Annotated in this window: 21 protein-coding genes; 8 read left to right on the forward strand and 13 right to left on the reverse strand. The window is 61.1% G+C overall.

Features of this window, described 5'->3' with window-relative positions:
- Positions 1 to 2 precede the first annotated feature (2 nt).
- The 3 genes from ispF to ftsB are packed head-to-tail and all read right to left on the reverse strand — an operon-like array spanning position 3 to position 1,518.
- Positions 3 to 476 (reverse strand): 2-C-methyl-D-erythritol 2,4-cyclodiphosphate synthase, encoded by a 474-nt coding sequence (gene ispF / locus J0X03_RS20080; RefSeq protein WP_004932594.1) that lies wholly within the window; start codon positions 474 to 476, stop codon positions 3 to 5.
- A 10-nt stretch (positions 477 to 486) separates the two neighbouring features.
- Positions 487 to 1,194: a 2-C-methyl-D-erythritol 4-phosphate cytidylyltransferase gene (ispD, locus tag J0X03_RS20085; protein ID WP_004932598.1), complete on the reverse strand. Its 708-nt coding sequence runs from the start codon at positions 1,192 to 1,194 to the stop codon at positions 487 to 489.
- A 3-nt stretch (positions 1,195 to 1,197) separates the two neighbouring features.
- Positions 1,198 to 1,518: a cell division protein FtsB gene (ftsB, locus tag J0X03_RS20090; protein ID WP_016929043.1), complete on the reverse strand. Its 321-nt coding sequence runs from the start codon at positions 1,516 to 1,518 to the stop codon at positions 1,198 to 1,200.
- Between the two features lie 403 nt (positions 1,519 to 1,921).
- On the opposite strand from ftsB, the gene J0X03_RS20095 reads away from it, so the two are divergent.
- The 3 genes from J0X03_RS20095 (at position 1,922) to J0X03_RS20105 (ending at position 4,232) form a co-directional block, all read left to right on the forward strand.
- Entirely contained in the window at positions 1,922 to 2,692 is a 771-nt protein-coding gene (locus J0X03_RS20095; protein WP_033651644.1) for a basic amino acid ABC transporter substrate-binding protein, read from the forward strand.
- Between the two features lie 114 nt (positions 2,693 to 2,806).
- Positions 2,807 to 3,526, forward strand: coding sequence for an amino acid ABC transporter permease (locus J0X03_RS20100; protein WP_042706788.1), 720 nt, complete (start codon positions 2,807 to 2,809; stop codon positions 3,524 to 3,526).
- Positions 3,510 to 4,232, forward strand: a complete 723-nt coding sequence (locus J0X03_RS20105; RefSeq protein ID WP_089194290.1) for an amino acid ABC transporter ATP-binding protein — start codon at positions 3,510 to 3,512, stop codon at positions 4,230 to 4,232. Before J0X03_RS20100 ends, J0X03_RS20105 begins: the two co-directional genes overlap by 17 nt.
- Positions 4,233 to 4,284: 52 nt before the next feature.
- Here the strand turns inward: J0X03_RS20105 and J0X03_RS20110 are convergent, their stop codons facing one another.
- The 5 genes from J0X03_RS20110 to cysG all read right to left on the reverse strand — a co-directional run bounded on the left by J0X03_RS20110 (position 4,285) and on the right by cysG (position 9,124).
- Positions 4,285 to 4,611 (reverse strand): DUF3561 family protein, encoded by a 327-nt coding sequence (locus J0X03_RS20110; RefSeq protein ID WP_016929047.1) that lies wholly within the window; start codon positions 4,609 to 4,611, stop codon positions 4,285 to 4,287.
- Between the two features lie 84 nt (positions 4,612 to 4,695).
- Positions 4,696 to 5,385, reverse strand: a complete 690-nt coding sequence (cysC, locus tag J0X03_RS20115; RefSeq protein WP_079656228.1) for an adenylyl-sulfate kinase — start codon at positions 5,383 to 5,385, stop codon at positions 4,696 to 4,698.
- Entirely contained in the window at positions 5,324 to 6,751 is a 1,428-nt protein-coding gene (gene cysN / locus J0X03_RS20120; protein WP_033641884.1) for a sulfate adenylyltransferase subunit CysN, read from the reverse strand. Before cysN ends, cysC begins: the two co-directional genes overlap by 62 nt.
- A gap of 11 nt (positions 6,752 to 6,762) precedes the next feature.
- Positions 6,763 to 7,671, reverse strand: a complete 909-nt coding sequence (cysD, locus tag J0X03_RS20125; RefSeq protein ID WP_123061394.1) for a sulfate adenylyltransferase subunit CysD — start codon at positions 7,669 to 7,671, stop codon at positions 6,763 to 6,765.
- Between the two features lie 22 nt (positions 7,672 to 7,693).
- On the reverse strand, positions 7,694 to 9,124 hold the full coding sequence (cysG, locus tag J0X03_RS20130; protein ID WP_123061393.1) for a siroheme synthase CysG: 1,431 nt from the start codon (positions 9,122 to 9,124) through the stop codon (positions 7,694 to 7,696).
- A 261-nt stretch (positions 9,125 to 9,385) separates the two neighbouring features.
- Between cysG and J0X03_RS20135 the strand changes: the two genes are divergently transcribed.
- Positions 9,386 to 10,456 carry an aminopeptidase gene (locus tag J0X03_RS20135; protein ID WP_060660852.1) on the forward strand — a complete coding sequence of 357 codons (1,071 nt, stop codon included), beginning with the start codon at positions 9,386 to 9,388 and terminating at the stop codon, positions 10,454 to 10,456.
- A gap of 55 nt (positions 10,457 to 10,511) precedes the next feature.
- Here the strand turns inward: J0X03_RS20135 and J0X03_RS20140 are convergent, their stop codons facing one another.
- The 3 genes from J0X03_RS20140 to cysJ all read right to left on the reverse strand — a co-directional run bounded on the left by J0X03_RS20140 (position 10,512) and on the right by cysJ (position 14,822).
- Positions 10,512 to 11,246, reverse strand: a complete 735-nt coding sequence (locus J0X03_RS20140) for a phosphoadenylyl-sulfate reductase (protein ID WP_047025218.1) — start codon at positions 11,244 to 11,246, stop codon at positions 10,512 to 10,514.
- A gap of 61 nt (positions 11,247 to 11,307) precedes the next feature.
- Positions 11,308 to 13,023, reverse strand: coding sequence for an assimilatory sulfite reductase (NADPH) hemoprotein subunit (cysI, locus tag J0X03_RS20145; RefSeq protein ID WP_123061392.1), 1,716 nt, complete (start codon positions 13,021 to 13,023; stop codon positions 11,308 to 11,310).
- Complete coding sequence (gene cysJ / locus J0X03_RS20150; RefSeq protein WP_033651649.1) at positions 13,023 to 14,822, reverse strand: NADPH-dependent assimilatory sulfite reductase flavoprotein subunit; 1,800 nt, start codon at positions 14,820 to 14,822, stop codon at positions 13,023 to 13,025. Before cysJ ends, cysI begins: the two co-directional genes overlap by 1 nt.
- Before the next feature lie 436 nt (positions 14,823 to 15,258).
- Between cysJ and queD the strand changes: the two genes are divergently transcribed.
- Positions 15,259 to 15,618 carry a 6-carboxytetrahydropterin synthase QueD gene (gene queD, locus J0X03_RS20155; RefSeq protein ID WP_004932638.1) on the forward strand — a complete coding sequence of 120 codons (360 nt, stop codon included), beginning with the start codon at positions 15,259 to 15,261 and terminating at the stop codon, positions 15,616 to 15,618.
- A gap of 26 nt (positions 15,619 to 15,644) precedes the next feature.
- On the opposite strand, the gene J0X03_RS20160 is transcribed toward queD, so the two are convergent.
- Positions 15,645 to 16,154 carry a GNAT family N-acetyltransferase gene (locus J0X03_RS20160; protein WP_049866645.1) on the reverse strand — a complete coding sequence of 170 codons (510 nt, stop codon included), beginning with the start codon at positions 16,152 to 16,154 and terminating at the stop codon, positions 15,645 to 15,647.
- Positions 16,155 to 16,197: 43 nt separating this feature from the next.
- Positions 16,198 to 16,869, reverse strand: coding sequence for a 7-carboxy-7-deazaguanine synthase QueE (gene queE, locus J0X03_RS20165; protein ID WP_033641878.1), 672 nt, complete (start codon positions 16,867 to 16,869; stop codon positions 16,198 to 16,200).
- A 327-nt stretch (positions 16,870 to 17,196) separates the two neighbouring features.
- On the opposite strand from queE, the gene J0X03_RS20170 reads away from it, so the two are divergent.
- From J0X03_RS20170 to hutH, 3 genes are all read left to right on the forward strand, one after another.
- Entirely contained in the window at positions 17,197 to 18,537 is a 1,341-nt protein-coding gene (locus J0X03_RS20170; RefSeq protein ID WP_033641877.1) for an MFS transporter, read from the forward strand.
- Positions 18,538 to 18,912: 375 nt separating this feature from the next.
- A complete protein-coding gene (gene hutU, locus J0X03_RS20175) occupies positions 18,913 to 20,604 on the forward strand; it encodes a urocanate hydratase (protein ID WP_025159649.1) in 1,692 nt (563 codons plus the stop codon).
- Positions 20,601 to 22,136 carry a histidine ammonia-lyase gene (hutH, locus tag J0X03_RS20180; protein ID WP_025301604.1) on the forward strand — a complete coding sequence of 512 codons (1,536 nt, stop codon included), beginning with the start codon at positions 20,601 to 20,603 and terminating at the stop codon, positions 22,134 to 22,136. The genes hutU and hutH overlap by 4 nt, the downstream gene beginning before the upstream one ends.
- Positions 22,137 to 22,142: the final 6 nt, after the last annotated feature.

Below are 22,142 nucleotides of genomic sequence, written 5' to 3' on the forward strand. Positions count from 1 at the left end.
GGTTATTCCTTGATCAGCAAGGCGACCGCTTCGCAGGCGATGCCCTCGCCGCGCCCGGTGAAGCCGAGCTGCTCGGTGGTCGTGGCCTTCACGTTGACGTCATCCATATGGCACTGCAGATCTTCCGCCAGGAAGACGCGCATCTGCGGGATGTGCGGCGCCATTTTCGGCGCCTGGGCAATAATCGTGATGTCGAGGTTGCCGAGGCGGTACCCTTTGGCGCGGATGCGCTTCCAGGCTTCGCGCAGCAGCTCGCGGCTGTCCGCGCCCTTGAAGGCCGGATCGGTATCGGGGAACAGCTTGCCGATATCGCCCAGCGCCGCCGCGCCCAGCAAGGCGTCGGTCGCGGCGTGCAGCGCAACGTCGCCGTCGGAGTGGGCCAACAAGCCTTTGTCGTAAGGGATGCGAACACCGCCGATCACCAACGGGCCTTCGCCGCCGAATTTATGTACGTCAAAACCGTGACCGATACGCATGGTGCGCTCCTTAATTGTCCAACTGAGTCAAATAGAACGCCGCCAGCGCCAAATCCTCCGGCCGCGTTACTTTAATGTTATCCGCCCGGCCAGCGATCAGCAGCGGATGATAACCGCAATGCTCCAGCGCCGAGGCTTCGTCGGTGACGTTTGCGCCTTCATCCAGCGCGCGCTGCAGGCACTGCTTGAGCAGCGGCAGCGGAAACAGCTGCGGCGTCAGCGCATGCCACAGATCCTGCCGTTCAACGGTGTGGGCGATGGTGTCGCGGCCGGGTTCGGCGCGCTTCATGGTGTCGCGCACCGGCGCAGCGAGAATGCCGCCCACCTTGCTGTGTGCGGTGATCGCCAACAGGCGCTCGAGATCGTCGGCGTGCAGACAGGGGCGCGCAGCGTCGTGTACCAGCACCCAGTCCGCATCACCCGCGAGCTTCAGCCCGGCCATCACCGAATCGGCGCGCTGTTTGCCGCCCTCGGTGACGGTCACCCGCGGATCCTGAGCGATGGGCAGCCGTTCGAACTGACGATCTTCCGGGCCGATAGCCACGATCACCCGTTCAATGCGCGGGTGGCGCAACAGGGCATGGATAGCGTGTTCGACGATGCTGTGCCGGCCGATGGTTAAATATTGCTTCGGGCATTCCGCCTGCATGCGGCTGCCGATACCGGCAGCGGGCAGGACGGCAATCACCGAGGGAAAGGTGCCTGCGGAGTGATTCATGCGTTATTTTTGTGCGTTATTTTGCGAGGAAGACGCCGCGTTGCGTCTGGATTGGTCAGGAACCAGACGATAGAAAGTCTCACCGGGCTTGATCATGCCCAGCTCATTACGCGCTCGCTCTTCGATCGCTTCCTGACCGCCGTTCAAATCATCGATTTCGGCAAACAGCTGATCGTTACGCGCTTTCAACTTCGCGTTGTTGCCCTGTTGGACCGCAACGTCTTCATTGACCCGCACGTAATCGTGAATACCATTTTTGCCCAGCCACAGTGAATACTGTAACCAACCGAGCAATGCCAGCAATAGCAGCGTAAGTTTTCCCATCTCCGCCCCCTGAAAAACCGACCAATCATCCCACAACTTCTCGTTGGACTCCACACTGAGAGCGGCATTTCAACGCCAAATTCAGAATACGGATGAAGGACTCCCGTGTTTATCGCCTAATTCCACTGCGAAAGCGGCAAACAAAGCCGCTTTAGTCCGGCGCGCGCGCCGCGTTTTCCGCTGACACACACACTGCCCTTCCTCCATTATGCAGCAAGAATCACTGCACCACCGCTTCCTGACCCGTCGCTTACGCCGAGGCAAAGCAAGAAGTGAATATTTAACACCATAGAAAGAATAATCCTCATGCAGCGGTTGCACTTTCATTCATTGAAGCTTATTTTTATGCACTCATAGTGCATAAATAATTCCAATATATAACCATTCATTATCGGGGATCGCGATGTTAAAACGTTTAGTTCTGATCGGCGCCTGCCTGGCCGCCACCTTCTCCACCGCCGCGCTGGCGGCTGAACCTACCTACGTCGTCGGCTCCGGCGGCACCTATCGGCCGTTCGAGTTTGAAAACAGCCAAAAGCAGCTGGAAGGTTTCGACATCGACATTATCAAAGCGGTAGCCAAGGCCGAAGGTTTCCAGATAAAACTGATCAATACGCCGTGGGAAGGGATCTTCGCCACGCTGAATTCCGGCGATCGCGATATCATCATCTCCGGCATCACCATCACCGATAAACGCAAACAAATGGTTGATTTCTCTGCGCCTTACTTCCCGGCAGAGCAGGCCATCGTGGTGCCGCAAGACTCGAAGGTAGACTCCATTGCCGCGTTGAAAGCGCTGAAGGTCGGCGTGGTGAACTCCAGCACCGGCGACATCGTGGTGTCCGACGCGCTGGGCAAAAACAGCACCGCCATCAAACGCTTCGACAATACCCCGCTGATGCTGCAAGAGCTGTATGAAGACGGCATCGGCGCGGCGGTCGGCGACGTCGGCGTGGCCAAGTTCTACATCAAAACCCACCCTGAGAAAGCCTTCAAGCTGGTGCCCGACGCCAAGTTCGAACGTCAGTATTTCGGCATCGCCGTCGCCAAAGGCAACGATGAGCTGCGCAACAAAATCAACGCCGGCCTGAAGAAAATCATCGCCGACGGCACCTACGCCAAGATCTACCAAGCCTGGTTCGACAGCAACGTACCGACGTTGCCGGCGGAATAATGCCCTGCCGCCGGCGCCCGCAAGGCCGTCGGCGCGCCACCGTTTCAGCATACCAAGAAGGAATACCCTTTGAACTTCCGCTGGGAGATCATCCAGGAATACGCGCCGCTGTTTATGGAAGGCGCCTGGATGACCATCAAATGCACCATTATCTGCGTGCTGCTGGGCACCACCTGGGGATTGATCCTCGGTCTGGGGCGCTTGGCGCAGGCGCCGCACGGCATCTGGAAACCCATCCTGCATTACGGCGTTCAGTGGCCGGTACGTATCTACATCAGCGCCTTTCGCGGCACCCCGCTGTTCGTGCAGATCATGGTGGTGCACTTTGCGCTGGTGCCGCTGTTCATCAACCCGCGCGACGGCCTGCTGGTCACCAGCGGCCTGATGAGCGTCGACTTCGCCCGCGCGCTGCGCGCCGACTACGGCGCCTTTCTCTCCTGCGTGGTGGCGATCACGCTCAACGCCGGCGCCTATGTGTCGGAGATCTTCCGCGCCGGGATCCAATCGATCGACCGCGGCCAGATGGAAGCATCGCGCTCGTTGGGCATGAGCTACGGCAAGACCATGCGCCAGGTTATCTTGCCGCAAGCCTTCCGGCGCATGCTGCCGCCGCTGGGCAACAACGCCATCGCCATCGTCAAGGATTCGTCGCTGGCCTCCGCCATCGGCCTGGCGGATCTGGCCTATGCCGCCCGCACCGTCTCCGGCGCCTACGCCACCTATTGGGAGCCCTACCTGACCATTTCGCTGGTCTATTGGGTCATCACCTTCCTGCTCTCGCTGCTGGTGCAACACATGGAAAAGAGGTTCGGTAAAAGTGATTCGCGTACATAACCTGCAAAAACAGTTCGGTGAAAGCCACGTGCTGCGCGGCATTTCCTGCCGGATCGCCGCCAACGAAGTGGTGTGCGTCATCGGCCCCTCCGGCTCCGGTAAAAGCACCTTCCTGCGCTGCATCAACGCGCTGGAAACGCTCTCCGGCGGCGAGATAGAGGTGAATGGCTTCGCCGTCCACGATCAGAAAACCGACCTGAACAAGATGCGTGAAAGCGTGGGCATGGTGTTCCAGCGCTTTAACCTGTTCCCGCACATGACGGTGTTGGAAAACATCATCATGGCGCCGGTAAGCGTGAAAAAACTGCCGCGCGCCGAAGCCATCGCGCAAGCGGAACAGCTGCTGCGCAAGGTCGGCCTGCTCGACAAAATCGACGCCTATCCCAACAGCCTGTCCGGCGGCCAGCAGCAGCGGGTAGCGATCGCCCGCGCGCTGGCGATGGAGCCCAAAATCATGCTGTTCGACGAACCGACCTCCGCGCTCGATCCGGAGCTGGTGGGCGAAGTGTTGACGGTGATGAAATCGCTGGCCCATGAGGGCATGACCATGGTGGTCGTCACGCATGAGATGGGCTTTGCCCGCGAGGTAGCCGACCGGGTACTGTTTATCGATCAGGGGATCATTCAGGAAGAGGGGCAGCCGCAGCAGATCTTCAGTCACCCGTCCAATCCGCGCACTCAGGCATTTTTGAGCAAAGTTTTGTAACCTTCGGCACGGCTTTGCAATCCTGCGGGCGCCGGCCTCGGCGCCCACTCTCTCACCACCCGGTCAGGAAGCTGAACACCAGCCAGAACAGGCACAGCACAACGGCGCCGGTCAGCAGCAGCGTCAAGATCAAACGGCCGCGCAGCAGCATGCTGAGAGTGATGCCGATCAGCACCGACAGCGGCATTAGCGCCAGGAAGAATGGCCAGGTATAAAGCAGGAAAAACAGCGTATTGGAACCGTAAACCAAAAACGGCAACGCGAACGCCAGCCAGTAGAAAACAAAGCCGCTGACGCCGCCCAGGAAAGAATAAGAAGGCTCCTCTCTCTCCTGTTTTGACTGCTTGGAGTCGATCAAGATAGGCGTGACATTTTGCATAGTGATCCCTGGTTATTCGGCTCGCTCTGCGGCGGCTTAGAGTAAAAAGCGCATGGCGAAAAACGCCACACGCTTTTTTTGAATTCAGGGTTTGATAATAGCCTGACCACGCAACACGTCTAACAATTGCGCAATCAAATTTGTTACCAATTGTTGGCCATCAAGGTGGATTTCCGGCTGCTGCGGCGCCTCGTAAACCGCGTCGATACCGGTGAAATTGCGCAGCTCGCCGGCGCGCGCTTTCTTATACAATCCCTTCGGATCGCGCGCCTCGCAGATCGCCAACGGCGTATCGACAAACACCTCGATAAAGCGATCGTCGCCGAGCATCTCACGCACCATCTGCCGTTCGGCGCGGTGCGGCGAAATGAATGCGGTCAGCACCACCAGCCCGGCGTCCACCATCAGCTTGGCCACTTCCCCCACCCGGCGAATGTTCTCGCGCCGATCCTCGTCGGAGAAGCCGAGATCGCGGCACAGGCCGTGGCGCACGTTATCGCCGTCCAGCAGGTAGGTGCTGACGCCGAGCCCATGCAGCGCCTGCTCCAGCGCGCCGGCGACGGTGGATTTGCCCGAACCGGACAGCCCGGTAAACCACAGCACCGCGCCGCGATGGCCGTTGCGCGCTTCGCGATCCGCGCGCGTCACCGCGTGCGGATGCCAAACCACGTTCTCATCGTCCGGCCCGGTCGCCCTCAGTTCAGCGGCCACCTTATCGGCCACCGAGCAGATCGCGCGCGCCCCAGTGCGGGAAGTGCTTGCGCACCAGCGCATTCAGCTCCAGCTCGAAGGCGCTGAATTCGCCGCGCGCCGCCGATGCGGCCTGCAGCGTTTCACGCACCAGCCCGGCGCCCACCGTGACGTTGCTCATGCGATCGATGAAGATCAGCCCGCCGGTGTCGTGATTGCTCTGGTAGCTGTCCAGCACCAGCGGTTCGTCGAAGGTCAGCTCCACCAATCCGATGCCGTTGAGCGGCAACGTGTCGGCCGGATGCTGCGCCAGCGTATTGATCTCCACCTGATGACGGATGCTCTCCACGCGCGCGCGGGTCTTTTTACCGGCGATCTTGATGTCGTAGCTCTGGCCCGGCACCAGCGGCTGCTCGGCCATCCATACCACGTCTACCAGCGCGCTCTGCGCCGCCTGCAGACTTTCGCCGGCGTCGACCAGCAGATCGCCCCGGCTGATGTCCACTTCATCCTTCAGCACCAGCGTAATCGCTTCGCCCGGCACCGCCTCAGGCAGATCGCCGTCGAAGGTCACGATGCGCGCCACGCTGGACTCCACGCCGGAAGGCAGCACTTTGATGCGTTGCCCCACCCGCACCACGCCGGCGGACAGCGTGCCGGCATAGCCGCGAAAATCGAGGTTCGGGCGGTTGACGTACTGCACCGGGAAGCGCAGCGGCTGGTTTTCTCGCTCGCTGACCACGTCAACGCTCTCCAGCACTTCCAGCAGCGTCGGGCCGCTGTACCACGGCATATGGGCGCTTTCGCTCGCCACGTTGTCGCCGTCCAGCGCCGACAGCGGCACAAACTTGATGTCCAGATCGCCTGGCAGCTGCTGGGCGAAGGTCAGGTAATCCTGTTTGAACTGCTCGAACACCGCTTCCTGATAGTCCACCAGATCCATTTTGTTTACCGCGACCACCAGATGGCGAATGCCCAGCAGAGTCGCGATAAAGCTGTGGCGGCGAGTCTGATCCAACACCCCTTTACGCGCGTCGATCAGCAGGATCGCCAGATCGCAGGTGGAGGCGCCGGTGGCCATGTTGCGGGTGTACTGCTCATGCCCCGGGGTATCGGCGATGATAAATTTACGTTTTTCGGTCGAGAAATAGCGATAGGCCACGTCGATGGTGATGCCCTGCTCGCGCTCGGCCTGCAGGCCGTCCACCAGCAGCGCCAGGTCGAGCTTTTCGCCCTGGGTGCCGATGCGTTTGCTGTCGCTGTGCAGCGTCGACAGCTGATCCTCGTAGATCTGGCGGGTATCGTGCAGCAGGCGGCCAATCAGGGTGCTTTTGCCGTCGTCGACGCTGCCGCAGGTCAGAAAGCGCAGCAGGCTCTTGTGTTGCTGCGCGTGCAGGTAAGATTCGACGCCGCCCTGGTCAGCGATTTGTTGTGCAATTGCGTTGTTCATCCGGCGGCTCCTTAGAAATACCCTTGACGCTTTTTCAGCTCCATCGAGCCGGACTGATCGCGATCGATCATCCGCCCCTGGCGTTCACTGGTGGTGGAGACCAGCATTTCTTCGATGATCTCCGGCAGGGTTTGCGCCTGCGAGTCCACCGCGCCGGTCAGCGGCCAGCACCCCAGGGTGCGGAAACGCACCATGCGCTGGCTGATCACTTCACCCGGCTGCAGATCGATGCGATCGTCGTCCACCATCATCAGCATGCCGTCGCGCTCCACCACCGGGCGCGGTTTCGCCAGGTACAGCGGCACGATGTCGATGTTTTCCAGGAAGATGTACTGCCAGATATCCAGCTCGGTCCAGTTCGACAGCGGGAAGACGCGGATGCTCTCCCCTTTGTTGATCTGGCCGTTGTAGTTGTGCCACAGCTCCGGCCGCTGGTTTTTCGGATCCCAGCGGTGGAAGCGATCGCGGAACGAATAGATGCGCTCTTTGGCGCGCGATTTCTCCTCGTCGCGCCGCGCACCGCCGAAGGCGGCGTCGAAACCGTACTTGTTCAACGCCTGCTTCAGGCCCTCGGTTTTCATGATGTCGGTATGCTTGGCGCTGCCGTGCACGAACGGGTTGATGCCCATCGCCACCCCTTCCGGGTTTTTATGCACCAGCAGCTCGAAGCCGTACTCCTTCGCGGTGCGATCGCGGAATTCGTACATTTCGCGGAATTTCCAGCCGGTATCGACGTGCAGCAGCGAGAATGGCAGCGTGCCGGGGAAGAACGCCTTACGCGCCAAATGCAGCATCACGGAAGAGTCTTTGCCGATGGAATACAGCATCACCGGGTTGGCGAATTCAGCGGCGACTTCACGGATGATATGGATACTCTCCGCCTCCAATTGCCGCAAATGAGTGAGTCGTTTTTCGTCCATAACAGGTCCTTAAAAGCCTTGCCTATGCCAAATTCACGACGGCCGGGCGCGCGGCCCCTTCCGTCTGCGATTGATGCCCGAACCAGGCGATTTGGTGGTGCAGTTCCACCACTTCGCCGATCACCAGCAGCGCCGGCAACGGCGCCCGTTGGGCCAGATATTCCAGTTGTTCCAGCGTGCCGATCTGCACCTGCTGATCGGCGCGCGTACCGCGGCTGATCACCGCCACCGGCGTCGCGGCGTCGCGACCGTGGGCGATCAGGCGCTGGCTGATGTCCGCCGCCTTCATGGTGCCCATGTAGATAGCCAGCGTCTGCCGCGCCCGGGCCAGATCGGCCCAGTCCAGGCCATCGCCGTCGGGGCGGCAGTGGCCGGTGATAAAGGTCACGCTCTGCGCGTGGTCGCGGTGCGTCAGCGGAATGCCTGCGTAGGCAGTCGCCCCCGCGGCGGCCGTGACGCCCGGCACCACCTGGAACGGAATGCCGGCGGCGGCGGCCACCTGCAGCTCTTCACCGCCGCGGCCGAAGATGAACGGATCGCCCCCCTTGAGGCGCACCACGCGCTTGCCCTGCTGCGCCAGTTCCACCAGCAGCCTATTGGTCTCTTCCTGGATCACCGAGTGCGCGCCGGCGCGCTTGCCCACGCAGATGCGCTCGGCGTCGCGGCGCACCAGATCGAGGATTTCGCCGCTGACCAGATGGTCATACAGCACCACGTCCGCCTGCTGCATCACCTGCAGCCCGCGCAGGGTCAACAGCCCCACGTCGCCCGGCCCGGCGCCCACCAGGGCTATCTCGCCCTGGGCGCCCTCATCGCCTGCGGCGAAGCGGTGTAAATCCTGCTCCAGCTGGCGTTCCGCCTGCGCCGTCTGGCCGTTGGCCACCAGCGTGGCGAAACGGCCACCGAAGGTTTTTTCCCAGAAACGGCGACGTTCGCCGATCGAAGCCAACCGCTGTTTGACCTGGCCACGCCAGCGGCCCGCCACCTGCGCCATCAGCCCCAAACTGGCGGGCAGCAACGCCTCCAGCTTTTCGCGCAGCAACCGCGCCAGCACCGGCGCCTGGCCGCTGGACGATACGGCCACCACCAGCGGCGAGCGATCGATGATCGACGGGAAGATGAACGAACAGCGCGGCTGATCGTCCACCACGTTGGCCAGCACCCGGCGTTTATCCGCCTCGGCGAACACCGCAGCGTTCAGCGCATTGTCGTCCGTGGCAGCGATCGCCAGAAACACGTCGTCCAGCTGCTGCGGATCAAAGGTTTTCCCCAGCCAGAGCACCCGCCCTTGCTGACGTTGTTGTTCCAGTTCCGGTGAGAGCGACTGCGCAACTATCCGTATTTCAGCCCCGACGCGCTGAAGCAGGGAGACTTTGCGCGCCGCCACGTCACCACCGCCAACGACCAGCACCGGACGTTGTTTCAGGTCGGCGAATATTGGTAGATAGTCCACAACAGCCTTTTCATATAACAGAAAGATAGTGTGACTATACGGGCTGAGATTTAGCCTCTGAAATGACGAAAAGGAATGATTAGTTCCTTTATGGAATATAGGCCGCAGCGCAGGAGGCAAACCATGCTCATCGCGACGGCAATTTGCGCGTTCGCGCGAAAATTAAGAGACAGGGAAATTGTGTAATGCCGCCCGTCGTCTCATACTGGGCGCCGAAGAAAAATGATCGGCAGCGCCGATAGCAAAGAAGGATTTTTCGGTATGTTTTCCCGTTTTTACCTGAAGACCAGCCTGCTGGCCCTCGCACTCGGCGGCGTCTTCAGCGTTTGTGCCGCACAGCCCGTAAAAGACGCGCCAATGGGCCGTTTCGCCGCCGAACAGACCCGCCACATCGCCACTTACTTCCCCGGCCGCATGGCGGGCAGCCCGGCAGAATTGCTCACCGCCGACTATCTCAAGCAGCAGTTCGGCAAGATGGGTTACCAAAGCGACATTCGCAGCGTCAATACGCGCTATCTCTACACCAGCAAAGACGGCAAGAAGAACTGGAATAACGTCACCGCCAGCTCGGTGATCGCCGCCCGCAACGGCAGCAGCCCGAAACAGGTCGTGATCGTCGCCCACTTCGACACCTATACGCCGCAGAGCGACGAGGATCTGGATAACAATCTCGGCGGCCTGACGCTGCAGGGCGTCGACGACAACGCCTCCGGCATCGGCGTAATGTTGGAGCTGGCGGAACGCCTGAAGGATATCCCCACCGCCTACGGCCTGCGCTTCGTCGCCACCAGCGCTGAAGAGATCGGTTCGCTGGGCGCGCAGAACTACCTGCAGCGCATGAGCGCGGAAGAGAAAAGCAACACCGTGCTGGTGATCAACCTCGACAGCCTGATCACCGGCGATCGTCTGTACTTCAACGCCGGGCGCAACACGCCGCCGCAGATGGCGAAGCGCTCCCGCGATCGCGCGCTGGATATCGCCCACCGCTACGGCATCGCCGCCGCCACCAACCCAGGCAACGCGCAGCATCCGCAAGGCACCGGCTGCTGTTCCGATCAAGAGGTGTTCGACGCCGCAGGCATCCCGGTATTGTCAGTGGAGGCCACCAACTGGTCGCTGGGCGACAAAGATGGCTACCAGCAGCGCGCCGTCAGCCCGCACTTCCCGCAGGGCATCACCTGGCACCGCCCGCAGTACGACAACCTGCAATATCTGGATCGCTACCTGCCGGGGCGGATCGACAAACGCAGCCGCGACAGCGTGCAGATCCTGCTGCCCTTGATCAAAGAGCTGGCGCAGGCGCACCCGCCGAAAGCGCAAAAGAAAAAGTAGCCCGTAAAAAAGCAGGGCCCAGCATTGCTGAGCCCTGTGATGTCATTCGCGTCGTTTAGCCTTCGTGCAGACCGCACTCGCGCTTCAGGCCAAAGAAGCGCGTCTCTTCCTCGCTCATGCCCGGCTCCCACTTTTGGGTGGTGTGGGTATCGCCGACCGACAGGTAGCCCTGCTCCCACAACGGGTGGTAGCTCAGCCCGTGTTCGGTCAAATACTGGTAAATCTTGCGGTTGTCCCAGTCGATGATCGGCAGGATCTTGAACACCCCACGCTGCACCGCCAGCACCGGCAGATTGGCGCGGCTGCCGGACTGCTCGCGCCGCAGGCCGGCGAACCAGCTCTGCGCGCCCAGCGTCTCCAGCGCGCGGTTCATCGGCTCGACCTTATTGATCTGGTTATACTTTTCAATGCCTTCCACGCCCTGCTCCCACAGTTTGCCGTAGCGCGCCTCTTGCCAGGCGGGAGACTGCTCGGCGCGGAACACCTGCAGATTCAGCTTCAGCTGGTCGGTCAGTTGATCGATAAAGCGGTAGGTTTCCGGGAACAGATAACCGGTGTCGGTCAGGATCACCGGGATATCCGGCCGGATGCGCGTCACCAGGTGCAGACATACCGCCGCCTGAATGCCGAAACTGGACGAGAGTACGAACTCGCCGGGCAGATGCTCCAGCGCCCATGCAACGCGCTGTTCGGCGCTGAGGCTCTCCAGCTGGCCGTTGACCACCGCCAATGCCAGCGCCTGCCCGGATTTGGGCAACGCGTTCAGCGCCGCCAGATCGAATTCAGCCATGTTGTCTCTCCTGATACTTGAAATTACCTGTGCGGCCCCTCTGCCCAGGGGCCGCCCGGCCTCACTCCCAGAAATCTCGCGCCGGATCCAGCACCGGTTTGACGATGCCCGCGCGAACGGTGAAGTCGCCGAAGCCTTCGCCGGCGTTGCGCTCCTTCGCCCAGCGCCCCACCAACAGGTCGATCTCGCTCAGGATCTCGTCTTCGTTGATGTTTTCGCGGTACATGCGCGGAATGCGCGTGCCTTCGCGGTTGCCGCCCAAATGCAGGTTATAGCGGCCGACCGCCTTGCCCACCAGCCCCAGCTCCGCCAGCAGCGCGCGGCCGCAGCCGTTCGGGCAGCCGGTGATGCGCAGCACGATATGCTCGTCGCCCATCCCGTGCCGATGCATGATCGCCTCAACCTTGGTGACGAACTGCGGCAGGAAGCGCTCGGCCTCCGCCATCGCCAGCGGGCAGGTCGGGAACGACACACAGGCCATCGAGTTCTTGCGTTGCTCGCTGATCTGGTCGTCGATCAGGCCATGATCGCGCGCCAAGGCGTCGATCTTGGCCTTCTCGCTTTCCGGCACGCCGGCGATGATCACGTTTTGGTTCGCCGTCAGACGGAAGTCGCCTTTATGGATCTTGGCGATCTCCGCCATGCCGGTCTTCAGCGGGCGCCCCGGATAGTCCAGCAGGCGGCCGTTCTCGATAAACAGCGTCAGATGCCACTGATCGTCGATGCCCTTCACCCAACCGATGCGATCGCCGCGGCCGGTGAATTCATACGGGCGGATCGGCGCGAAGGTGATGCCGGCGCGCTTTTCCACTTCGGCGCGGAAAACGTCCACGCCGACGCGCTCCAGCGTGTATTTGGTCTTGGCGTTCTTGCGGTCGGTGCGGTTGCCCCAGTCGCGCTGCGTGGTGACCACCGCTTCCGCCACCGCCAGCGTATGCTCGAGCGGAATGTAGCCGAACTCGCTGGCCTGCCGCGCGTAGGTTTTCTTGTTGCCGTGCTCAATAGACAGCCCGCCGCCCACCAGCAGGTTGAAGCCCACCAGCTTGCCGTTTTCGGCGATCGCCACGAAGTTCATGTCGTTGGCGTGCAGATCGACGTCGTTCTGCGGCGGGATCACCACCGTGGTTTTGAATTTGCGCGGCAGGTAGGTCGGCCCCAGAATCGGCTCTTCGTCGGTGGTGGCCACCTTTTCCTGATCCAGCCACACCTCTGCGTAGGCGCGGGTGCGCGGCAGCAGGTGTTCAGAGATCTTCTTCGCCCACTCGTAGGCTTCCTGATGCAGCTCGGACTCCACCGGGTTGGAGGTGCACAGCACGTTGCGGTTCACGTCGTTGGCGGTCGCCAGCGCGTCCAGCCCCAGGCGATTCAGCAACTGGTGCACCGGTTTGACGTTGCCTTTCAGGATGCCGTGAAACTGGAACGTTTGGCGGTTGGTGATGCGAATGCTGCCGTACAGCGTGCTCTCCTGCGCGAACTTGTCGATGCCCAGCCACTGCTGCGGGCTGATGACGCCGCCCGGCAGGCGGCAACGTAGCATCATGGCGTGGCGCGGCTCCAGCTTCTGCTCGGCGCGTTCGGCGCGAATGTCACGATCATCCTGCTGGTACATGCCGTGAAAACGGATCAGCAGGAAGTTGTCGCCGTTGAAGCCGCCGGTCAGGCCGTCGTTCAAATCTTCGGCGATGGTGCCGCGCAGGAAGTTGCTCTCCTTCTTCATGCGCTCCGCATCGGCCAGTTTGCCTTCGACCACCAAAGGCCCGGGGTGTTTATCACTCATCAGTAAACATCTCGCTGATAACGGCGCTCAAGGCGCAGCTCACTTAAAAATTCATCCGCCTGCTCGGTATCCATGCCACCGTGCTCGGCCACCAGTTCCAGTAATGTGTGTTCCACGTCTTTCGCCATGCGATTGGCATCGCCGCAGACGTAAATGTGCGCGCCTTCCTGAATCCAGCGCCACACTTCCGCGCCCTGTTCGCGCAGTTTGTCTTGTACGTATATTTTATGTTGCTGGTCGCGGGACCAGGCCAGATCGATGCGGGTCAGCAGGCCGTCTTTCACGTAGCGCTGCCATTCAACCTGGTACAGGAAATCTTCGGTAAAGTGCGGGTTGCCGAAGAACAGCCAGTTTTTGCCGCCGGCGCCGTCGGCGTCGCGCTGCTGCATAAAGGCGCGGAACGGCGCGATGCCGGTGCCCGGGCCGATCATGATCACCGGCGTTTCCGGGTTGGCCGGCAGACGGAAGTTGTCGTTGTGCTCGATAAACACCCGCACGTCGCCGTCCTCCTCCAGGCGGTCCGCCAGGAAACCGGAGGCGCCGCCGCTGCGAGCGCGCCCGTCGATGTCGTAACGCACGACGCCCACGGTGATGTGCACTTCGTTCTCATTTTCCGCCTGTGAAGAGGCGATGGAGTACAGGCGCGGCGTCAGCGGACGCAGCAGCCCGACCAGCTGTTCGGCGCTCAGATCCGCCGGCGCCTGGCGCACCATGTCGACGATCGGCGTGTTGTGCGCATACTGCTGCAGCGCGGCTTTATCCGCTAACAGACCGATCAGCTTTTCGTCGCGCGACAGTGCGGCGTATTTATCGACGATCGGCGTGGTGTTCTGCGTCAGTTCGAAATGGCTGCGCAGCGCCTGCGCCAGCGGCAGGGTTTGCCCTTCCACCTCCACCGGTTCGTCGCCTTTCAGCCACAATAGCTGCACCAGTTCGTCCACCAGCGCCGGATCGTTGTCGAACCATACGCCGAGCGCATCGCCAGGCTGGTAGCGCAGGCCCGAATCGCCCAAATCGATCTCGATATGGCGCACGTCTTTATCGGACGCGCGGCCGGTAATTTTCTGCTTGACCGCCAGTTGGGCGGTGAGCGGTTGTTCCTTGCTGTACGGGCTGCTGTCGATCAGGTCGACCGCGCCGCTGGCCAACGCGCCCGGCGCGGCGCTTTCCGCCGGCGCGCGCGCCTTCAGCACCGACACCACCTGTTTGCGCCAGGCGGCGGCCAGTTCCTGATACTCCACGTCGGCATCCACGCGCTCCACCAGGCGCTCGGCGCCCAGTTCGGCCAACTTGGCGTCGAAATCTTTACCGGACTGACAGAAATTCTCATAAGAGGTGTCGCCCAGCCCGAACACCGCAAACGCGGTGTCACTCAGCTTCGGCGCCTTTTTCGAGAACAGGTATTTATGCAGCGCCACCGCTTCTTCCGCCGGCTCGCCTTCCCCTTGCGTGGAGGCGACGATCACCAGCAGGCGCTCTTGCGCTATCTGCTTGAACTTGTAATCGCCGGCGCTGATCAGCGTGGCGTTCAGATTGGCGGCCAGCAAATCGTCGCGCAGCTGCTCCGCCAGGCGGCGCGCATTGCCGGTCTGCGAAGCGGAAATGATGGTGATGCCGGCGGCGGCAGGGGCGGCGGGCGCAATGGCCACGGCTCCTGGCTGTTGATTGACCATGCCCCAAAAATAGCCGGACAGCCACGCCAGCTGCGTCGGCGAATAGTCGCCGATCGTCGCCTGCAGGCGTGCCAGCTGTTCGGGCGTCAGCGGGAGCAAAGATGTTGGAGGAGCCTGAGTCGTCATTGCTGTACTTATTTCCTATACTTAGCGCCTTTCCTGCCAGGCGCGCGCCAGTGTCAGTCGCTGTCTCTTCGCTGCGTCGGGTGTGCGGAAAAGATCAGGAGAGTTTGTAAGGTTACCGAGCAGAATAGCAACGATTAAATAAGGGATAGCAATAAATCATAACCAAAATGACTAAGCTGTTTTTCTGGTAAGGGATAACGCTTAAACCGTTAAACAAAGTTTTTTATCCAGATGAAAATAAAGCACTTTTTTTCATCATTTTTTCACCGTTCAACATTTCGGCTCATAACCCCAGCCGATAGGTGCCGCAGACACCAAACAAAAAAAGTGTTAACCGGATGCGTTTGCCGTGGCGGTAGACCATAACGGTATAAATGGCAAGCAGACGCGCTTTCCGGTACTATGCGGCGGTTTTTGAGTCAATGAGGCCGTAATAATGGCAACCACGCTGTTTAAAGATTTTCAGTTTGAAGCCGCACACCGTTTGCCGCATGTGCCGGAGGGCCACAAATGCGGCCGTCTGCATGGGCATTCGTTTATGGTGCGTCTGGAAGTGACCGGTGAAGTGGATCCCCACACCGGTTGGGTGATGGATTTCGCCGAGCTCAAGGCTGTGTTTTCCCCGATCTGGGAGCGGCTGGATCACCATTATCTGAACGATATTCCAGGATTGGAAAATCCCACCAGCGAAGTGCTCGCCGCCTGGATTTGGCAGCAGCTCAAGCCCCAGTTACCGGAACTGACTGCGGTGATGGTGAAAGAGACCTGTACAGCGGGATGCGTATATAAAGGTTGATGCCGTGAGGGTATGTGCAGATACCCTCACACTACCTCGCCTTGCAGATCCAAGCGCCGCGCCGTCCAGGGCCTTTCCGACAGGCTCAGCGCCATTCCCCCTCGATAGACAAACGTTTTGCTCTCGCCATCCTCAATGAACGCCGTCTCGTTTTCCATCGCCCGATAGCCGGCGCCGGTATAGTACTTTTCGCTTACCGCAAACAGTATGGAATACGCGATCCCTTTACTGCGCAAATAGTCATGCGCCTTCACCAGCATGTTTGCGGCCACGCCGCGGCGCCGATGCGTGTGTGCCACGGCCACCAGCCCGATGATGCCGATCACCTCGGCCTCACCGTCAATCAACACCGGCCGCTCATGCACCGCCAGTTGGCCGACGATCGCCTCGCCTTCCGTGGCGGTCACCAGGCAAGCCGGCACCTGCCGCCGATAAAATCCGTCGGTTATCTCGGGGAAAGCGTCGGACAACAGCGAGCGAATCGACCGCAATTCCGCTTCCGTCACCGCCTCGAATGCACGCGATACAATTTTCACCGTAACTCCCGTCCCGTTCGAAGGCCTGCGGCCAATAAAAAACTCAGGCGATATTCAGATATTTGTGGGTCTGCATCGACAGCCGCCAATTGCGCGCAATGCAGGTTTCGATGCACAGGCGGGTCGCCTCTTCTTTCTGGCTGATCGGCTGCAGCGCGATAATGCGCGCCTTATCGTCCTGCAGCGTCGCCAGCAGCGCATCCAGCGCCTCGATATCGCGCTCGCGCGCCACCGGATGCTTCACCTCGTCGGCGCGCCGCAGCGCCTGATCCAGCACCTTCATGCCGCCGCGCATATTCACCTTGGGCGAAACCGTCACCCAGGTGTTGGCGGAGCAGCGAATTTCGTGGGTGCCGCTGGTTTCAATCTGGCAACGGTAGCCGTGCTGCTCGAACAGCTCGGTCAACGGCGCCAGATCGTAGATGCAGGGTTCACCGCCGGTGATCACCACATGGCGCGCGGTGTAACCTTGTTGGCGCATCACCGCCAACAGCTGCTCGGCGCCGGCATTGCCCCAGGCGTCGCTCTCTTCTGTTTTGACCAGGATCCGTTGCAGGTCGACTTCCCGATGGGCTTCCTTTTCCCAGGTATGTTTGGTGTCGCACCAGCTGCACCCTACCGGGCAGCCCTGCAGGCGGATGAAAATGGCCGGAACGCCGGTGAAAAAGCCTTCGCCCTGCAAGGTTTGGAACATCTCGTTGATCGGGTACTGCATCGGTTTCTCAATCTGGAAAAGTAAAAAGCGATTATCGCAGATTCCGGCCCGGCGACCAAACGGCCAAAATTGTATTAAATTTTATCCTCCGCGCCGCCGTCAGCATATCTCACCGCCAAGGGCGTTCATTTAATTTGTTAACCGGTCTTTGGCCTTTCATCGGCGGTGCAACCTGCTCCACAGAAAACAACACACAGTTAACAAATAAGATAATTATATTTGACATAAAGCGCCGACGCGCAGATGTATATACAAGCAAACACAAGCCGAGCGCCAGTTTCGGCCACGTTCCATCCATCACGACTACATCTGCGTTTAGAGGGTGCCATGACTCATTCCACCAGCGAGTTAAACATTCAACAGGCCATCGACGACAGCAAGTTTTCGCTGTTTCACTGGACACTGATCATTCTCGGATTTCTGATCCTCGCCATCGACGGTTTCGATACCGCCGCCATGGGCTATATTGCCCCCTCGGTCGCCAAAGACTGGGGCATCGTGAAGCAGGATCTGGGGCCGGTGCTGAGCGCTGCGCTGCTGGGGCTGTCGCTCGGCGCGCTGATCGCCGGGCCGATCTCCGACCGCATCGGCCGCAAGCGCGTACTGGTGTTTTCCTGCCTGTTCTTCGGCCTGTCGAGCCTGGCCACCGCCTACGCCGGTTCGCTCAACAGCCTGACGCTGTGGCGCTTCCTCACCGGTCTCGGGCTGGGGGCGGCGATGCCCAACGCCATTACCTTGATCTCCGAATACGCGCCGCAGCGCTGCCGTTCGCTGGCGATCAACACCATGTACTGCGGTTTTCCGCTGGGCGCGGCCGGCGGCGGCGCCATTTCATCGTGGCTGATCCCGAACTACGGCTGGCACAGCGTGCTGCTGCTCGGCGCCATCGCGCCGCTGGTATTGACTGTCCTGCTGATCCTGCTGCTGCCGGAGTCGGTTAAATATATGGTTAACCGCGGCCAAGATGCGGCGAAGATCAAGCGCATCGCGCAGCGCTTCGTCAGCCGGAGCCTCGACGGCGTGACGCGTTTTTACCTGTACGAAGAGAAGCTGGCGCAGACCAAGACCAGCGTCGGCCTGCTGTTCAGCCGCCCTTACCTGCTCGGCACGCTGATGCTGTGGCTGACCTACTTTATGGGGCTGGTAATCTACTACGTGTTGCTGAGCTGGATGCCAATCCTGATGCAGGGATTGGGCTATCAGTTGGAACAATCGGCGATGCTCACCTCGCTGTTCACCTTCGGCGGCACGCTGGGCATCCTGGTGGCCGGCTGGTTGATGGACCGCTGGAATGCGCACAAAGTGGTCTCGAGCGGCTTTGTCGTCACCGCCCTGCTGATCGTGGCGATGGCCACCGAGGATAAACAGATCGTGCTGCTGGGCGCCTTCATCTTCCTGATGGGCGTCACCATGAACGGCGCGCAGTCCGGGCTGCAAACGCTGGCGGCGACCTTCTACCCGACCCACAGCCGCGCCACCGGCATCGCCTGGATGCAGGGCATCGGCCGCTTCGGCGGCGTCGCCGGCACCATGATGGGCGCCCAACTGCTGGCCATGCAGTGGGAAGTGCAGAGCATCCTGATGTTCCTGTGCGTGCCGGCGCTGATCGCCGCCATCGCCACGGTGTGCAAGATGAGCCGCAAACCGACGCTACAGCCGGCCGCCTGACCCTTGCAAGCCCGCCCACGGCGGGCTTTCTTCCTGCGGTGATAGGGCTTTTTTATCCTCCGCCGTCAACTGTAATCAGACTGTAAAAATATTGTGACTAGCCGCCCAAAAATGAGTCAATTTTAATTCATTTTTGCCGAACAGCTCACTTTTCTCCGGCTTTCCGTACCTGAGACCGGCGATAAAAAATCGCATATCAACCTGATATAAAAAGAAAATAACTTTTTCTTATGCCACTTTTCAGCGGCAACTGGTCAGTGTTGCATATGCTTGTACATACAAGTATATGTTAATAAGCCCTACGCATTGTTATGCCGTGGTACTCATCCCCACCGCGGCATGGAATCTGCACCGATACTGTTTGAGGAAAATGCTGTGACTACAAATAACAAAGTTCGCAATGTCGATGTACGCGCGCCACGCGGCACACAATTAAACGCAAAAAGCTGGCTGACCGAAGCGCCGTTACGCATGCTGATGAACAACCTCGATCCTGAAGTTGCGGAGAACCCACACGAGCTGGTGGTGTACGGCGGCATCGGCCGCGCCGCGCGCGACTGGGATTGCTACGACAAGATCGTCGAAACCCTGAAAACGCTGGAAGAAGACGAAACCCTGCTGGTGCAGTCCGGCAAACCGGTCGGCGTCTTCAAAACCCACAGCAACGCGCCGCGCGTGCTGATCGCCAACTCCAACCTGGTGCCGCACTGGGCAACCTGGGAACACTTCAACGAGCTGGACGCCAAAGGCCTGGCGATGTACGGCCAGATGACCGCCGGCAGCTGGATCTACATCGGCAGCCAGGGCATCGTTCAGGGCACCTATGAAACCTTCGTCGAAGCGGGCCGCCAGCACTACGACGGCAGCCTGCAGGGGCGCTGGGTGCTGACCGCCGGTCTGGGCGGCATGGGCGGCGCGCAGCCGCTGGCCGCGACGCTGGCGGGCGCCTGCTCGCTGAACATCGAATGTCAGCAGAGCCGCATCGATTTCCGTCTGAAAACCCGCTACGTCGATGAGCAGGCCAAAGATCTGGACGACGCGCTGGCCCGCATCAAGAAATACACCTCAGAAGGCAAAGCCATCTCCATCGCTCTGTGCGGCAACGCGGCGGAAATCCTGCCTGAGCTGGTGCGCCGCGGCGTGCGCCCGGACATGGTCACCGACCAGACCAGCGCCCACGATCCGCTGAACGGCTACCTGCCGAAGGGCTGGAGCTGGGAAGAGTATCGCCAGCGCGCTCAAACCGAGCCGGCCAAAGTGGTCGCCGCCGCCAAGCAATCGATGGCCGATCACGTCAAAGCCATGCTGGCGTTCCAGCAGATGGGCGTGCCGACCTTCGACTACGGCAACAACATTCGCCAGATGGCGAAAGAAACCGGCGTCGACAACGCCTTCGACTTCCCGGGCTTCGTGCCGGCCTACATCCGTCCGCTGTTCTGCCGCGGCATCGGGCCGTTCCGCTGGGCGGCGCTGTCCGGCGATCCGCAGGACATCTACAAAACCGACGCCATGGTGAAAGAGCTGATCCCGGATGACGAGCACCTGCACCGCTGGCTGGACATGGCGCGCGAGCGCATCAGCTTCCAGGGCCTGCCGGCGCGCATCTGCTGGGTTGGCCTCGGCCAGCGCGCCAAGCTGGGCCTGGCGTTCAACGAGATGGTGCGCCGCGGCGAACTGTCCGCCCCGATCGTCATCGGCCGCGACCATCTGGATTCCGGCTCCGTTTCCAGCCCGAACCGTGAAACCGAAGCGATGAAAGACGGCTCAGATGCCGTTTCCGACTGGCCGCTGCTGAACGCGCTGCTGAATACCGCCAGCGGCGCCACCTGGGTTTCCCTGCACCACGGCGGCGGCGTCGGCATGGGCTTCTCCCAACACTCCGGCATGGTGATCGTCTGCGACGGCACCGACGAAGCCGCCGAGCGCATTGCCCGCGTCCTGCACAACGACCCGGCTACCGGGGTCATGCGTCACGCCGACGCCGGTTACGATATCGCTATCGACTGCGCCCGTGAGCAAGGCCTGAACCTGCCGATGGTTGCCGCGACCCAAGGAGAAAAAGCATGAAAGCGCTGACTATTCGCCCAGGCAAACTGACGCTGGCCCAGCTACGCGACGTGTATCAACACCCGGTGACGCTGACGCTGGACGACAACGCCTACGGCCCTATCCAGCAGAGCGTGGCCTGCGTGGAACGCATCGTTGAAGAAAACCGCACCACTTACGGCATCAACACCGGGTTTGGCCTGCTGGCTTCGACCCGCATCGCCCGCGACGATTTGGAAAACCTGCAGCGTTCGATCGTGCTGTCACACGCCGCCGGCGTGGGCGAGCCCACCGACGACAATCTGGTGCGCCTGATCATGGTGCTGAAAATCAACAGCCTGTCGCGCGGCTTCTCCGGCATTCGTCTGGAAGTCATCCAGGCGCTGATCGCGCTGGTCAACGCCGAAGTTTATCCGCATATCCCGCTGAAGGGCTCGGTCGGCGCCTCCGGCGACCTGGCGCCGCTGGCGCACATGAGCCTGGTGCTGCTGGGCGAAGGCCAGGCGCGCCATCAGGGCCAATGGTTGCCGGCGACCGAAGCGCTGGCCAAGGCCGGTCTGAAACCGCTGACGCTGGCGGCGAAAGAGGGCCTGGCGCTGCTGAACGGCACCCAGGTCTCCGCCGCCTTCGCGCTGCGCGGCCTGTTCGACGCGGAAGACCTGTTCGCCGCCGCGACCGTGGCGGGCAGCCTGACGGTGGAAGCGGCGCTGGGCTCCCGCAGCCCGTTCGATGCGCGTATCCATGAGGTGCGCGGCCAGCGCGGCCAGATCGACGCCGCCCTCGCCTACCGCCACCTGCTCGGCGCGCGCAGCGAAGTCTCCGACTCGCACCGCAACTGCGAAAAAGTGCAGGATCCTTACTCCCTGCGCTGTCAGCCGCAGGTGATGGGCGCCTGCCTGACGCAGATCCGCCAGGCCGCCGAGGTGCTGGAGATCGAGGCCAACGCCGTCTCCGATAACCCGCTGGTGTTCGCCGAGCAGGGTGACGTGCTGTCCGGCGGCAACTTCCATGCCGAACCGGTAGCGATGGCCGCCGATAACCTGGCGCTGGCGTTTGCCGAAATCGGTTCGCTGTCCGAACGCCGCATCTCGCTGATGATGGACAAACACATGTCGCAACTGCCGCCGTTCCTGGTGGAAAACGGCGGCGTGAACTCCGGCTTCATGATCGCTCAGGTCACCGCCGCGGCGCTGGCCAGCGAAAACAAAGCGCTGGCGCATCCGTCGAGCGTCGACAGCATCCCAACCTCCGCCAACCAGGAAGACCACGTCTCCATGGCGCCGGCCGCCGGTCGCCGCCTGTGGAGCATGGCGGACAACGTGCGCGGCATTCTGGCGGTCGAATGGCTGGCCGCCTGCCAGGGCCTGGATTTCCGCAACGGCCTGAAGACCTCGGAAGGTCTGGAGCAGGCGCGCCGTCTGCTGCGCGAGCATGTCAGTTTCTACGACAAGGATCGTTTCTTCGCCCCCGACATTGAAGCCGCCAGCCAACTCTTGGCGGCCGGTCACCTGACATCGCTGCTGCCTGCGGCGCTGCTGCCTAGCCAGGCATAATCATCA

It is taken from the genome of Serratia ureilytica, from assembly GCF_017309605.1.
Lineage (GTDB): Bacteria > Pseudomonadota > Gammaproteobacteria > Enterobacterales > Enterobacteriaceae > Serratia > Serratia ureilytica.

What these genes read in the sequence shown, in the direction of transcription:
- ispF (WP_004932594.1), bottom strand. Translation starts at nt 476, where the DNA reads ATGCGTATCGGTCACGGTTTTGACGTACATAAATTCGGCGGCGAAGGC.
- ispD (WP_004932598.1), bottom strand. Translation starts at nt 1,194, where the DNA reads ATGAATCACTCCGCAGGCACCTTTCCCTCGGTGATTGCCGTCCTGCCC.
- ftsB (WP_016929043.1), bottom strand. Translation starts at nt 1,518, where the DNA reads ATGGGAAAACTTACGCTGCTATTGCTGGCATTGCTCGGTTGGTTACAG.
- J0X03_RS20095 (WP_033651644.1), top strand. Translation starts at nt 1,922, where the DNA reads ATGTTAAAACGTTTAGTTCTGATCGGCGCCTGCCTGGCCGCCACCTTC.
- J0X03_RS20100 (WP_042706788.1), top strand. Translation starts at nt 2,807, where the DNA reads ATGGAAGGCGCCTGGATGACCATCAAATGCACCATTATCTGCGTGCTG.
- J0X03_RS20110 (WP_016929047.1), bottom strand. Translation starts at nt 4,611, where the DNA reads ATGCAAAATGTCACGCCTATCTTGATCGACTCCAAGCAGTCAAAACAG.
- cysC (WP_079656228.1), bottom strand. Translation starts at nt 5,385, where the DNA reads ATGCGCTGGTGCGCAAGCACTTCCCGCACTGGGGCGCGCGCGATCTGC.
- cysN (WP_033641884.1), bottom strand. Translation starts at nt 6,751, where the DNA reads ATGAACAACGCAATTGCACAACAAATCGCTGACCAGGGCGGCGTCGAA.
- cysD (WP_123061394.1), bottom strand. Translation starts at nt 7,671, where the DNA reads ATGGACGAAAAACGACTCACTCATTTGCGGCAATTGGAGGCGGAGAGT.
- J0X03_RS20135 (WP_060660852.1), top strand. Translation starts at nt 9,386, where the DNA reads ATGTTTTCCCGTTTTTACCTGAAGACCAGCCTGCTGGCCCTCGCACTC.
- J0X03_RS20140 (WP_047025218.1), bottom strand. Translation starts at nt 11,246, where the DNA reads ATGGCTGAATTCGATCTGGCGGCGCTGAACGCGTTGCCCAAATCCGGG.
- cysI (WP_123061392.1), bottom strand. Translation starts at nt 13,023, where the DNA reads ATGAGTGATAAACACCCCGGGCCTTTGGTGGTCGAAGGCAAACTGGCC.
- cysJ (WP_033651649.1), bottom strand. Translation starts at nt 14,822, where the DNA reads ATGACGACTCAGGCTCCTCCAACATCTTTGCTCCCGCTGACGCCCGAA.
- queD (WP_004932638.1), top strand. Translation starts at nt 15,259, where the DNA reads ATGGCAACCACGCTGTTTAAAGATTTTCAGTTTGAAGCCGCACACCGT.
- queE (WP_033641878.1), bottom strand. Translation starts at nt 16,869, where the DNA reads ATGCAGTACCCGATCAACGAGATGTTCCAAACCTTGCAGGGCGAAGGC.
- J0X03_RS20170 (WP_033641877.1), top strand. Translation starts at nt 17,197, where the DNA reads ATGACTCATTCCACCAGCGAGTTAAACATTCAACAGGCCATCGACGAC.
- hutH (WP_025301604.1), top strand. Translation starts at nt 20,601, where the DNA reads ATGAAAGCGCTGACTATTCGCCCAGGCAAACTGACGCTGGCCCAGCTA.